The following is a 12,943-nucleotide window of genomic DNA, read 5'->3' as shown; positions in this document are numbered from 1 at the left end:
TTTTGCTAGTTTACTTGTATCTCTTGATACCCATTTTCTGTTATAATAAATTGTTAGAAATTACCGCGAAAGGTCTTACAATGACAAATCTCATCAAACACAAACGGGTGGAATTTAGCGAGCTTTTTTATGACTTGGTTTTTGTCTATGCGATTTCCAAAACAACTGCCCTCATTCATCACCTTCACCACGGAGTCTTATCATTAGATGCTATCTTTGGTTTTCTCATGACACTTCTGGTTCTGGTCAATTCTTGGATGATTCAGACCGTCTACACTAATCGTTATGGAAAGAATTCTCTTTTCAATATGGTCGTTATGTTCGTCAATATGGCCATGCTGCTCTTGATATCAAACATGATTACTAATGACTGGCAGTCCTATTTCCATACCTTCTGCTGGACGATTGGGACACTGACCCTGACCTTATTTTTCCAATACTTGGTTGAATATCTTCGAAAATCTACAAGCTCTGCCAATCGTAAAAGTATCAAAGGATTTCTTTGGATGACCGGTCTCAGAACCGTCCTAGTCTATCTGGCTGCTCTCTTACCAATTCATCTTGGGATTCATGTCTACATGACTGGGATTCTCCTGACCTTTATCATGCCCGTCCTATTGACTCGAAAAGTTTCTCATTTTCAAATCAACCTGCCCCATCTCATCGAACGCATTTCACTGCTGGTCATTATTACCTTTGGTGAGATGATTATGGGTCTAGCAGATTTCTTTACACTGGAACATTTTTCCATTCATTCTATCCTATACTTTATCATCATGGTCAACCTCTTTATGAATTACTTTGGTCAGTTTGACCATGCTATTGATGAGAATGGGGAGAATAAAGGAATCTTCCTAATTTATAGCCACTATCCGATTTTTATCGGCTTAATTATGGTCACTGTTTCCATGAGCTTTCTGGTTAATCCAGAAGCCAATCGTTTCTTTGCGACTAGCTTCTTCTATGCTGGTATCGGACTCTTCCAAGCTGCGGTCTTGTCAAATGGTCGCTTCAACAAGAGTTATCTCCGCTATAACAAGACATTTTACGGACTCCAAGCTGGAATGTTTCTTCTCGGATTGACCTTTTCACTCCTTTTCTCAGCCAACTCAACTATTGTCATTGCTATCGCAACCCTGATGACCTTAGCAATGGAAATTCATTTTACTCATTTTTATATGACACAGACCAAGAAATTCTCAACACCTAATTGGGAATTGTTCTAACAAAAGACCTTGAGAAAATTTTCTCAAGGTCTTCTTTGTATTTGATAACAATAGCATTTGTTGTCTAATGAGGACTTGATTGAAATCTCCTGTAAATGCAATAAGCAAACTAATTATTTCACTACAATATTAACCAGTTTATTCGGCACGCTAATCACTTTTACAACTTCTTTGCCAGCAATTTCAGATTTAATTTTCTCATCTGCCAGAGCGATTTCCTGCAGTTCCTCACGGCTCAGGTCCTTAGCTACGACTAGCTTAGCACGAACTTTACCCTTGATTTGAACTACGATTTCGACCTCTGCTTCGACCAGTTTGCTTTCGTCATAAGTTGGCCAAGCTACATAGGAAATGCTCTCGCCAGTTTGAGCGACTGCCTGCCAGAGTTCTTCAGCCAAGTGCGGTGCAAAAGGTGCCAGCAATTGGATAAAGCCTTTGGCATATTCGACATAGAGCTTCTCTTCCTTGTTAGCTGCATTGACAAAGATCATGAGCTGGGCAATGGCTGTGTTAAACTTGAGCTCCTCAATCTGCTCTGTGACAGACTTGACCGTTTCATGGTAGACCTTGTCCAAAGCTCCGCTATTTTCAGTGACCAGCTCCTTAGAGTTAAGGAGACGATAAACCCGATCAAGGAACTTACGGCTGCCTTCTAACCCTTCTTCGCTCCAAGCGATAGATGCATCCAGCGGCCCCATGAACATTTCATAGACACGAAGCGTATCGGCACCATATTGCTCCACTACATCGTCTGGGTTGACTACATTCTTCAGAGACTTAGACATCTTAGCAGGCGCTTGCTCCAGTTCTTCTCCAGTTTCGATATTGAAGAAAGAACCATCGCGTTTTTCCACCTTGTCTGTCGCCACTAGAGCACCGCGACTATCACGGTAGCTAGTCCCCAGAATCATCCCTTGGTTAAAGAGTTTTTGGAAAGGCTCTTTGGTCGGAACCACTCCGATATCATAAAGGAACTTGTGCCAGAAGCGAGCGTAGAGAAGATGGAGCACGGCGTGCTCCGCACCTCCGATGTAAATGTCAACTGGGAGCCAAGCCTTGAGCAAGTCTTCGTCTGCTAATTTCTCATTGTTGTGCGGGTCAATGTAACGCAGGTAATACCAGCTGGAACCAGCCCATTGAGGCATGGTGTTGGTTTCGCGGCGTCCTTTGACACCATCTTCCCGAGTCACTTCCAGCCAATCAGTCAGATTGGCCAGAGGGCTTTCACCGGTACCAGAAGGGCGGATATCCTTGGTTACAGGCAGAACAAGTGGCAATTCATTTTCAGGAACAGCTGTTGAGGTGCCATCCTCCCAATGAATGATTGGAATCGGCTCACCCCAGTAGCGCTGACGGCTAAAGAGCCAGTCGCGCAGACGATAGGTGACTTTTTCATTTCCGACACCTTCTGCTTCCAGCCAAGCAACCATCTTTTCGATAGCGGCAGCCTTGTCTAAGCCATCTAGGAAGCCGGAGTTAATATGCGGACCGTCTTCTGTGTAAGCAGCGTCAGCAACATTGCCACCCTCTAGAACCGGAATAATCTCTAAATCAAACTGCTTAGCAAACTCCCAGTCGCGCTCGTCGTGGGCAGGAACAGCCATGATAGCCCCTGTTCCGTAGCTTGCAAGCACATAGTCGGCAATCCAGATTGGGATTTCCTTGCCGTTGACAGGGTTGATGGCATAAGCTCCTGTCCATACCCCAGTCTTCTCCTTAGCCAAATCAGTCCGAGCTAGGTCAGATTTGAGACTGGCTGCATGTTTGTAGTCTGCAACTGCTTGGGCTTGTTCTGCACTCGTAATAGCATCAACGAGAGCATGCTCTGGAGCCAAAACAGCATAGGTCGCACCAAAAAGGGTGTCCGGACGAGTCGTAAAGACAGTAAAATCCTTGTCTGTATCCTTAATTTTGAAGGTTACATTGGCACCGGTTGACTTACCAATCCAGTTGCGCTGCATATCCTTGATAGACTCCGGCCAGTCCAGCTCTTCTAAATCATTGAGTAAACGTTCTGCATAGGCTGTGATTTTCAGCATCCACTGACGCATGGGTTTTCGGACAACTGGATAGCCACCGCGCTCAGATGTGCCATCTGGCAGAACTTCCTCATTGGCAATAGCCGTTCCCAGCTCTTCAACCCAGTTTACTGGCACTTCAGCTTCATAGGCCAAACCTTCTTCGTAAAGCTTGGTGAAAATCCACTGGGTCCACTTATAGTAGTTAGGGTCAGTTGTATTGATTTCTCGGTCCCAGTCATAGGAGAAGCCAAGAGCGTTGATTTGACGCTTAAAGTTGGCAATGTTTTCCGCTGTAAAGTCAGCTGGGTCATTGCCTGTATCCATGGCGTATTGTTCAGCCGGCAGACCAAAGGCATCCCAGCCCATAGGATGCAGGACATTATAGCCCTGAGCCCGCTTGTAGCGGCTAAGGATATCTGTCGCCGTGTAGCCCTCTGGATGCCCTACATGGAGCCCCGCTCCTGATGGGTAAGGAAACATGTCCAGCGCATAAAAGTTAGGCTTGTCCTTGTCCGTACCTGTCTTAAATGTATGGTGCTCTGCCCAATATTTCTGCCACTTGGGTTCGATTTCTTTGTGATTATAATAAGCCATTCTTTTCTCCATTTTTTGTACTGTTTCTATTATACCATTTTCAAGGGATTTTGAAAGACGGAATCCAGTTTTCACTGACAAAAACTATAACTCATCTCTAAAGCGTTAGTCTCTGATTGACCTCTAAAATTAAAAGTTGTATAATTCTGACCGGAGGAATAATCATGAATTTACAAACTATTTTCACTTATGTTTTCTTTGTTGTTTTTATTAGCACAGAAATGTGGATTAAAAATAAAACTAAGTCAAACAATGTAAACGACTCTGCAGATAAAGGGAGCCGCTACATCATTATTGGCAGTGTTATCTGTTGCTTATTTTTGATAAACGGACAATTTCTCGACTTTGTCCTCCACTTACCCAGCCTCACTATCTATCTTGGAATCCTCATCTCCCTAGCAGGGTTCGTATTGCGGGTCTATGCAGTCAATTATCTCGGAAAAAACTTTACACTGGCCGTTCAAACAACTGATAATCAACAATTAGTAGACCATGGTCCTTATGCTATTGTGAGAAATCCTGCCTATACTGGCAGTATCTTGTCTATCCTTGGTCTATCTATCACATCACTAAATCCTCTGACAATCATTATCAGTCTTATTTTACTCGTGGTAGGATATAGCATTCGACTTAGAGTAGAAGAAAAAGCTTTAGGCAATCACTTTGGGAAAAATTACGAAGCTTATTGCCAAAAGGTTAGATACCGAGTTTTCCCTTATATCTGGTAATCTCATTAAAAAACAAGCCGCCTCATCAGCCTTATGGTTGAAAAGTGGCTTGTTTTGTATTTTGCTTTTATTTATCCAAATCCCTAACATATTGGTCAACTGCTAGGATGGCACCTGCAATGTCAGAAGCTGAAATCTCAAATGGCATCTGATGGATGGTTTCGCCCTCAATCGTCGCTTGCTTACCAACTTTGAGCAAATCTTCATAGCTAGCATTTTCCAAATGCATTTCTTTCAGAGTGGTCGGCATACCAATCTTTTGATAGAAGCGAATATACTTTTCCAATTCTTCTTTAGGTCGGTTTTCTAAGAAGAGCTGGGTCAAAGTTCCATAGGCAACTTTTTCGCCGTGGGTCAAGTGATGAATATCGCCTGTGAGAGCTGTAAAGCCATTGTGGATAGCATGGGCTGCTGCTAAACCGCCGCTCTCAAAGCCGACGCCACTGAGAAGGGTATTAGCTTCAATGATATTTTCCAGAGCTGGGGTCACGACTTTCGCTTCACAGGCTGCGATAGCCTGCAGGCCATCTGCAAACAGTGTTTCTTCACACTTTTTCGCAATTGCTGCACCAGCTAGACTCTGTCTTTGTCCCAACATGGTAGTGCCATTTTTTTGCTGGACAGCACGCGCCTCTACCCAAGTCGCTAAACCATCTGCAATCCCAGAAGCCAAAAGCCGTTTTGGCGCTCCAGCAATTACTTTCGTATCCACCAAGACGAGTTCAGGGTTTTTACTATAGAAAATGTATTTTTCAAAGGCGCCATCTTCTGTATAGATAACAGAAAGTGCTGAAGTTGGGGCATCTGTAGAGGCAATGGTTGGCGCAATGACCACAGGACGTCCTAGTATGTCTGCAATCGCCTTCGCACTGTCAATCGTTTTCCCACCGCCTAGACCAATAACTAAGTCTGCTCCGTCTTTTTCAGCCAGAGCAACGACCCGTTCTATTTCAGCGTCAGAAGCTTCTCCGTTAAAAGCGACATGCAGCACATGAAAACCATAACGAGTAAGATAGTCATGGAACTTCTCCCCAACAATCTGGTAAACCACATCATCACAAAGCAAGACTGGATGGCTTCCTAACTGAAGAATCTGTTTTGCATTTTCAAACAGGGCATTTTCTCCCTGAATATAACGAGACGGGCTTGCAAAAATTCTCATAGAACACCTCTTTCTTTTTTATAGATAGAGCATTATATATACCTTTTAAATGTATTCCTGATTGTGAATTGCTGACCAGTCAGTAGCAAAGTCATCTACTGCCTTAGCGATAGACGGCATGGCAAAGGCTGCTGCAAAGATATCTGGTCCAGCTGTAATGGCTTGAGCCCCATCAGCAAAAGCACGATTGATTTGTCCAACATTCTTAAAGGAAGCTGCCAATATTTTGCTGGCGGAATGATCCCGCTCAATCGCCTGAGCCAGCTGGCTGATGACAGCATCTGAATCAATATTGAGATTTTCCATGCGGTTATAGTAAGGAGCAAGATAGTCAGCCCCCGCTTCAATAGCTAATAGACCTTGAAAGGTTGTATAAATGGCTGTCGCTGTAATCTTGTAGCCCTCTGCTTTGAGAGTTTTGATAGCTGCTAGCCCAGCCGGTGTGACCGGAACTTTAATGTAGACAGCATCGCCGCATTTTTTTCGAATTTCAGCAGCATCTTTCAAGATTCCCTCATAATCCTTGGCAACAACCTGCACATGGATAGATGGACCTTCTCCTATGATTTCCCGAACAGCGCGAATCCGTTCAAAGAAATCTATTTTTCCTTCTTTTTTTGCGATGGTCGGATTGGAAGTCACTCCCGCCAAAGGGAGGACTTCCGACCATTTTTTTATCTCCTCTAAATTTAAGGTATCAAGCATGAATTCCATAAATTGGACCTCTTTTACAATGTGTGCTCCGTACGTCCAATAATATCATCTTGCGTCGCCTTGGAAAGCACATTGAAGAAAGCAGAGTACCCTGCAACACGAACAATCAAATCGCGGTGTTTTTCAGGATGCTTCTGAGCATCAATCAATGTTTCCCGAGAAACGACATTGTATTGGATATGATAGCCATGCAGACGGTTAAAGAATGTACGAAGCAAAGCAATAAGTTTCACTTTATCTTCTTCCTTAGACAGGGTCTGAGGATTGACTTTTTGATTGAGCAGAACGCCACCAACGATTTCGTCTGTCGGTAATTTAGAAACAGATTTCAATACAGAGGTCGGGCCGTTCTTGTCCATATTGTGGGATGGAGAGCAACCTTCAGCGAGTGGTGTTCCGGCATTGCGGCCATCTGGTGTCGCCAAAGTACCGCGACCTTGACCTACATTGGCTGAAATAGAAGATGTTCCAGAGTATCGGATACCGCCAATTGGACCACGGCCATAACGGGTATTTGGATATTTAGCGATTTCATCAACATAAATATCATAAGCATCTGTCACTAGCTTATCTGCGTAATCATCATCATTACCATATTTCGGTGCATCATGAATCAGCATTTCTTGAATTTCTTTACCACGCTCACCTGCATAGTCCGTTTCAAGTGCATGCCAGAGTTCAGCTGGAGCCAGCCTGCCTTCCTCAAAGACCAGCTTCTTGATAGCCGCCAGTGAGTCTGATAGATTGGCAATACCGACTTGAAGACCGGAAATATAGTCATAGACAGCTCCGCCCTCTTTCAAATGCTTGCCGCGTCCGATACAGTCATCTGTCAAAGCTGAGCAGAGGATATCCGGCACTTCTCTTTCAAGAGATAGGTCGATAGAATTTTCCACGATGACACTCATGCGGGTCAAGTGGCGCAAGGTCTTGTCCCAAGCCGTTTGCAGCTCAGCAAAGCTCTTCATATCTTTAAAGTGACCGAAGCTTGGCGCAAAGCGCTTGCCAGATGCTGGATCAATCCCATCGTTCATAGTGATAAGGAGCACCTTAGGGAAGTTCATGTAGCTCATACCTGTACAACGGTAGCCCCATTTACCAGGCACAGCAGTTTCCACACAGCCGATAGCACTGTAGTCGTATGCGTCTTCTTCCAAAACTCCTTTGGCGATAAAGGACGGAATGATGATTTCATCATTATTGAAGGCTGGCATACCGAAACCAAGCTTCATGACCTCAATACACTCATTCATAAAGCGAGCATCTAAGCCTGCATGATAGCGAACAGTTAGATTAGGCTGAGGAAGATGAGTTTGAGCTACAGATTTCAACACAAGGTAGGAAAGCGGGTTGACTGCATCTCTCTTATCTCTCGTTTGGCCACCGATTGTCACATTTTGATAAAGGGGACTGCCCGCAGATGAGAATGTGTGGGCCTGGCTGCGCACTTTATTAATGGTAATCGTCTTAATCCAAAGATTGGTTAAGCGTTCCACAATACTAGCCTCTGTCTCACGTCCAGCTTCCAAATCTGCCTTGACATAAGGATACATGTACTGGTCAAAGCGGCCATAAGAGAGCGAGTGTCCGTTGGACTCAATCTGAAGGATACACTGGATAAACCAAACAGACTGAACAGCTTCAGCAAAGGTTGATGCTGGCTCGTACGGCACTTTAGAACAAATTCTAGCAATTTCTAAGAGTTCTTGACGGCGCTTAGGCTCTGCTTTTTCAGCCAGCTGATTGGCCAAGGCCACAAAACGCTCCGCATAAGCTTTCACAGCATCCACAACGATGAAAATGGAATCATAGAAGTGGTATTTGTCAATACTAGCCGGATCGGTCAAATCCAAAGCTTCCTTAGCTGCACGAGCTTTTTCTTCAAAACCTTTCAGCCCATAGGCCAAGAGTTTTTGATAGTTGACCGCCAAGTGGGCGTCCCCAGAGTTCATCTTTCCTTCCATACCAAAGAAGCCAGTTTCCATATAAACCTGAACTTCTTCTGGAAGTAGAGCACCTGCTCGAGCACGGAGGTTATTGTTTTCCCAGAAAGGAGCGATGCTGCGGAGCTGCTCTTTGGTCTCCTCTGTGATGTAGAAGACGTCTCCGTCCCGCTTCTCAAAAAGATCTAGTTCATTGAGTACAAACTCTAAAGTATACTCTGGGAAAATAGGCGCGTCTTTATTAGATGAAGCCTGATTACCGACAATCATCGTTTCATCTTCGATATAAAGCGTCATATTTTCCAAAATCTCTTTGAGCATGTAAGCACGTTTCAACACATTCGGTTTTTCCTTATGCTTATCATAAGCCTTGGTAGCTAGGACAGCACGCTCTGCGTCAATATAGGGCTTTTTATTCAAAACATCTTCCCGATATTTATTCATCCGCTCTGTTAAGCTGCCAAAATAGTCTGTTTTTATTGTTGTTCTTTCTACTTCTTTTACTTGAATCATTTGGTCACGACCTTTCTTATGAAATTTAATTTATTTCTTTCGTAACTATTGTAACACGCAAAATCCTAGAATTCAATCATTTATAGGCGATTACTGAATTAAAGATTTTTTGCACATTTGTGCCATCTGAGCCAAGAAACTTTTGTGTTTTTATCCAACAAAATCAGATTATTCTTCATTTTTTAATTCGTTATTGTAGGCAATCTTATCCTGAAACTTCACAAATGGGAAATAGACAAAGGCAGACATAGCTAGGATGACAATTTGAATGACTGCCCCTTGCCAGCCAGCGACCATAAAGCCAGAAATGATAGCCGGTGTACTCCAAGGCAAAGTCACACCTGCGAATGGTTGCATAAAGCCGACCGCAATCGCCATGTAGACAATCAAAGCAGCCAAAACCGGAACCAAAACAAAGGGCAGGAACATGACCGGATTCATCACAATCGGAAAACCAAAGACAACTGGCTCATTGACATTAAAGATTGCTGGGAAAGCAGCAACTTTTCCTAGAGCCTTATACTGCTTGGACTTGGCGGCAAAGAGCATGGCCACGACCACTCCAAAAGTGATACCTGAGCCCGATAAGATAAGAAAGCTATCTAAAAATTGCTGGGTCACAATATGAGCACCTTGACTGACAGACAGCTTATCTGCAGCAAGCAGGGCTTTATTAGCATCCAGATTTGACAGCAGCAAGGCTGTTACGACACCATTGACAACGGACTGGCCGTGGACGCCAAACCACCATAAGAAAGAAATGAAGAAAGCAATACCGATAGCTCCATACAGAGAGCCTGTCAGACCTTGCAGAGGCACCTGAATGACATCGTAAATCATCTCAATAAAGGTACCGCCACCAGTCGCTATCTTGGCAATAATGTAAACAACCATTGACAGCAAGAAAATAACGAAAGCTGGAATCATGGCTTCAAACTGCTTGGCAATCGCTTGAGGAACTTGCTCTGGCATTTTGATGACAATATGCTTTTGAATGAAAATCGTATAGATACTGCCAACTGCCAGACCAATGAGAATGGCCCCAATGATTCCTTGTCCGCCAAACCAGACCTTGGCAATCGCATCTGCAATCGCCTCACCCTTTTCTGGTATGTAGGAGGATTTCAAAAGGATAAAGAAAGAAGAAAGAGACAACACCCCTGCCGGCAGAGGCTCTACACCGCTGTTCTTGGCATAAGAATAACCAATTGAAAAACAGGAAATCAGCCCCATAATGGCAAAGGTACCTGAATAAACCTGCATAAACGGTTCTGTCCAGTCTGCCCCAAACACACCAGCAATGGCTTGATTTAGACCTTCAAACGGCAATTGCCCTACAATCAAGAATAGACTTCCCACAACTGTAAGAGGCAAAATTGCCAACATACCGTCTTTTAAGGCGATAATCCCGCGCATATTGACAAACTTCATAATCGGCGCAATGATTTTTTGAGTATCCACTTTAGACATAACGAAGCTCCTTGATTTTAATGTTTATCCAACAAACTCAAAGCGAGGTTTAACACTTTTTCGCCATCTAGCATACCGTAATCAGCCATCGGAATAACTGCAATCGGAGTATGGCAGCTGTCGCAAATAGCTGTAGATTTGTCCAGAGTATAAGCTACCTGCGGGCCCAATAAAGCGACATCCAGATCCGCTGCATAATCAGCCAACTTAGCCTGAGAGTAGGCTTCAATCTCAGCTTCCATCCCTTTTTCAGCTGCAGCTATTTTCATATTGTTGACCAACATTCCTGTTGAAAAACCTGCCGCGCAAAACAAACCAATCTTAACCATCTTTTCATCCTCCTGATGATTTATTTTTCCCCTTGTAATTCTCTTCTCAAGTCGATGATTTCTTTGATGAGGTTAATCTCTGTAATGCTAGTCATCAAATGATCTTGAGAATGAACAAACAGTGCTGTAATCTCTGTTTTCGTTCCTCCAGCTTCCTGAGCTAGGAACTTGGTCTGCAAGTTATGGGCCTCTAACAGCGCCTTATCTGCCAGCTCAATCTGCTCATCGCATTCTGAAAACTTACCATCTTTAGCTAGTGATAAAGCTTGATAAATATGCTGCTTGGCATCACCAGCGTCTAAGATAAGACCCATGATAATTTGATCTGCTACAATCATTTCCATATGTTACAATCGCTCCTATCTTTATGATTAACAAAAACTTGTTCTTTTGTTTGAAAGTGATTTATTTTTGTTTGTAACTAGAATGTATCACCTTTATCTCAGTCCGTCAATACATTATAGAACAAATTAGCTTATTTAAATTATTTTGCACATTTGTGCAGAATAAAAACTCCCCCCATAAAGGACAGTTCTGTACAGCTGTATTCATCTGCGATTCAAAGGCACTCTATTAGATAAGAACGATAAGCAGATTCGGCACAAAAAAGAAGCAGCGGCTATTTGCTTCTACTTCCTCATATATGCTATTTTAAGAAACCGAAACTTATCTTTTTATACGGCCTTCTCAATTTCCTTTGCTATTTTACTTTTCCGCAATTTCCTCTGGAGGTTGTATTTCAATAAAACAGCAGGATTCAGACTGTAGGATAATTGCCATTTAAAATAATTAATCCACTCGATGACAGCAAAAAACCAAATTGCTAAAAAGATTATGGATGTGGGAAATTCACTGTAATTTAAAATAATTATCAGGGCTCCCACACCCAGTAAAATAAGGTCTAAGAGCTTTAGTATCTTGTAAATTTTGCCTGTATATCTTTCCGCAAATCCTGGATTGGAAATCCTTTTTATCAAAATCCACCAGAAAACAGAGCCCTGTATCAGAATAAAACTAAGTACAAACAAGGAGAAAGAAATAGAAATCAAAGCTCCAGTAGTAAGAATCCATTTTTTGAGCAGGAAAAAATTCATCCAAAATACTAGCACAGCGACTAGCTCTCCTGTGGCTAAACTAGTCAATTTTTGTTTCATAAGCTTTTTCAAATCAACAATCCACCTCCATACATAGCTGCTAATTCACTATTAAAAAATAGGATTCCTGAATTTAGTTTTGGAAATCTTATTTCACCTGAGATTCTACTGCCATCAAGAAGTGAGGAAACTCCTATCTCCATCCAGTTCTAGCAGCTTTAAAATAGTCGCTTCATCTGTGACCAAGTGATTGACATAGCCAGCTCGCAACACAGCTAATATAGCAGCAGACTTTTGACTGCCATAAGCAAAGGCTAGACTAAGCGGCACTTTTTTCAAATTTTCCAAAGAGATGGCAATCGTTCGATTTTGCAAATGCTGGTAGACCATGTCCCCTTTTTTATTGAAGAAGCGACAGCAGATTTCTCCGACAGCGGCCTGGCTCTCTAGAGCAAAAAAATCCTCTGAGGTTAGCATGTCCAGCCATTGACGATTTCTCGTGTCAACCTGCCCGCCAATACCAATCACAGCCACATCCAGCTCCTGCCAGCTGCTTTTTAGATCTTCAAAATATTTAGAAGCTAAAATTCCATTTGTCAGCTGCTCATTTTCCTGAATAATCGTGGAATTTATAAAACTGCAGGCCCCATGGTATTTCCCAGCCATGCTATAGATGAGGGTGTTCACATGATAGCGTGCATGGATATGACTGGGGCCGCCCGCCAAAGGAAAGAAATGGACATTTGTCAAATGCTTGCTGCTGGAGTGCTCTGCCAAAAGGCTCAAACTCTTCCCCCAAGAAAATCCCACTTTATCATTGTCTTTAATCAGGCCGCGCAGCATACCCGCAGCAGCTTGAGCCAGCCTTTCTTCTAGGTCTGCTGGAGATTCATCCACTAAATTACTGACAATCTCGATTCCCTTGAGCCCGTATTTTTCTTTTACATAATTTTCCAAGTGGAACAAGCGGGTATCAAAGTCTTCAATCTCAATCTTTACAATGCCCTCTTTTTTAGCTTCTGCCAGCATTCGGCTGATGGTGGTGCGATAAATCCCTGTCTCAGCCGCAATGTCAGACTGGCTTCTTTCTTCGATATAGTAGAGATAAGCAATTTTTGCCAATAGTTTTTTTCTTTCATTTTTCATCTT

Annotated in this window: 11 protein-coding genes; 2 read left to right on the top strand and 9 right to left on the bottom strand. The window is 43.0% G+C overall.

The window, feature by feature from the left end; translation table 11 throughout:
- Positions 1–80 precede the first annotated feature (80 nt).
- Positions 81–1,226 (top strand): low temperature requirement protein A, encoded by a 1,146-nt coding sequence (locus tag K1I94_RS06350; protein WP_223314786.1) that lies wholly within the window; start codon positions 81–83, stop codon positions 1,224–1,226.
- Between the two features lie 113 nt (positions 1,227–1,339).
- Here K1I94_RS06350 and leuS read toward each other — a convergent pair whose 3' ends face one another.
- Complete coding sequence (leuS, locus tag K1I94_RS06345; RefSeq protein ID WP_223314785.1) at positions 1,340–3,841, bottom strand: leucine--tRNA ligase; 2,502 nt, start codon at positions 3,839–3,841, stop codon at positions 1,340–1,342.
- A gap of 164 nt (positions 3,842–4,005) precedes the next feature.
- Here leuS and K1I94_RS06340 point away from each other — a divergent pair, with 164 nt between their 5' ends.
- Positions 4,006–4,569, top strand: a complete 564-nt coding sequence (locus K1I94_RS06340) for a methyltransferase family protein (RefSeq protein WP_223314784.1) — start codon at positions 4,006–4,008, stop codon at positions 4,567–4,569.
- 67 nt (positions 4,570–4,636) lie between these two features.
- On the opposite strand, the gene K1I94_RS06335 is transcribed toward K1I94_RS06340, so the two are convergent.
- The 8 genes from K1I94_RS06335 to K1I94_RS06300 all read right to left on the bottom strand — a co-directional run bounded on the left by K1I94_RS06335 (position 4,637) and on the right by K1I94_RS06300 (position 12,940).
- A complete protein-coding gene (locus K1I94_RS06335) occupies positions 4,637–5,731 on the bottom strand; it encodes a glycerol dehydrogenase (RefSeq protein WP_223314783.1) in 1,095 nt (364 codons plus the stop codon).
- Positions 5,732–5,776: 45 nt separating this feature from the next.
- Positions 5,777–6,445, bottom strand: a complete 669-nt coding sequence (locus tag K1I94_RS06330; RefSeq protein ID WP_223314782.1) for a fructose-6-phosphate aldolase — start codon at positions 6,443–6,445, stop codon at positions 5,777–5,779.
- A 14-nt stretch (positions 6,446–6,459) separates the two neighbouring features.
- On the bottom strand, positions 6,460–8,901 hold the full coding sequence (locus K1I94_RS06325) for a glycyl radical protein (RefSeq protein WP_223314781.1): 2,442 nt from the start codon (positions 8,899–8,901) through the stop codon (positions 6,460–6,462).
- Between the two features lie 168 nt (positions 8,902–9,069).
- Complete coding sequence (locus K1I94_RS06320) at positions 9,070–10,371, bottom strand: PTS sugar transporter subunit IIC (protein WP_002911151.1); 1,302 nt, start codon at positions 10,369–10,371, stop codon at positions 9,070–9,072.
- A 17-nt stretch (positions 10,372–10,388) separates the two neighbouring features.
- On the bottom strand, positions 10,389–10,700 hold the full coding sequence (locus tag K1I94_RS06315) for a PTS sugar transporter subunit IIB (RefSeq protein WP_223314780.1): 312 nt from the start codon (positions 10,698–10,700) through the stop codon (positions 10,389–10,391).
- Between the two features lie 20 nt (positions 10,701–10,720).
- The gene (locus K1I94_RS06310) at positions 10,721–11,044 is read right to left on the bottom strand and encodes a PTS lactose/cellobiose transporter subunit IIA (protein WP_002896659.1); all 324 of its coding nucleotides are present in this window, start codon (positions 11,042–11,044) and stop codon (positions 10,721–10,723) included.
- A 330-nt stretch (positions 11,045–11,374) separates the two neighbouring features.
- Entirely contained in the window at positions 11,375–11,866 is a 492-nt protein-coding gene (locus tag K1I94_RS06305; RefSeq protein WP_223314779.1) for a hypothetical protein, read from the bottom strand.
- A 102-nt stretch (positions 11,867–11,968) separates the two neighbouring features.
- Positions 11,969–12,940: a sugar-binding transcriptional regulator gene (locus K1I94_RS06300; RefSeq protein ID WP_223314778.1), complete on the bottom strand. Its 972-nt coding sequence runs from the start codon at positions 12,938–12,940 to the stop codon at positions 11,969–11,971.
- Positions 12,941–12,943 lie beyond the last annotated feature (3 nt).

It is taken from the genome of Streptococcus sanguinis (assembly GCF_019929145.1).
Taxonomy (GTDB): Bacteria; Bacillota; Bacilli; order Lactobacillales; family Streptococcaceae; genus Streptococcus; species Streptococcus sanguinis_U.
The sequence above is the reverse complement of the archived record's forward strand: the minus strand, read 5'-3'. Positions and strand labels throughout refer to the sequence as shown.

Excerpts from the sequence above, each read along its gene's own strand:
- K1I94_RS06350 (WP_223314786.1), top strand. The coding sequence starts at position 81 with ATGACAAATCTCATCAAACACAAACGGGTGGAATTTAGCGAGCTTTTT.
- leuS (WP_223314785.1), bottom strand. The coding sequence starts at position 3,841 with ATGGCTTATTATAATCACAAAGAAATCGAACCCAAGTGGCAGAAATAT.
- K1I94_RS06340 (WP_223314784.1), top strand. The coding sequence starts at position 4,006 with ATGAATTTACAAACTATTTTCACTTATGTTTTCTTTGTTGTTTTTATT.
- K1I94_RS06335 (WP_223314783.1), bottom strand. The coding sequence starts at position 5,731 with ATGAGAATTTTTGCAAGCCCGTCTCGTTATATTCAGGGAGAAAATGCC.
- K1I94_RS06330 (WP_223314782.1), bottom strand. The coding sequence starts at position 6,445 with ATGGAATTCATGCTTGATACCTTAAATTTAGAGGAGATAAAAAAATGG.
- K1I94_RS06325 (WP_223314781.1), bottom strand. The coding sequence starts at position 8,901 with ATGATTCAAGTAAAAGAAGTAGAAAGAACAACAATAAAAACAGACTAT.
- K1I94_RS06320 (WP_002911151.1), bottom strand. The coding sequence starts at position 10,371 with ATGTCTAAAGTGGATACTCAAAAAATCATTGCGCCGATTATGAAGTTT.
- K1I94_RS06315 (WP_223314780.1), bottom strand. The coding sequence starts at position 10,700 with ATGGTTAAGATTGGTTTGTTTTGCGCGGCAGGTTTTTCAACAGGAATG.
- K1I94_RS06310 (WP_002896659.1), bottom strand. The coding sequence starts at position 11,044 with ATGGAAATGATTGTAGCAGATCAAATTATCATGGGTCTTATCTTAGAC.
- K1I94_RS06300 (WP_223314778.1), bottom strand. The coding sequence starts at position 12,940 with ATGAAAAATGAAAGAAAAAAACTATTGGCAAAAATTGCTTATCTCTAC.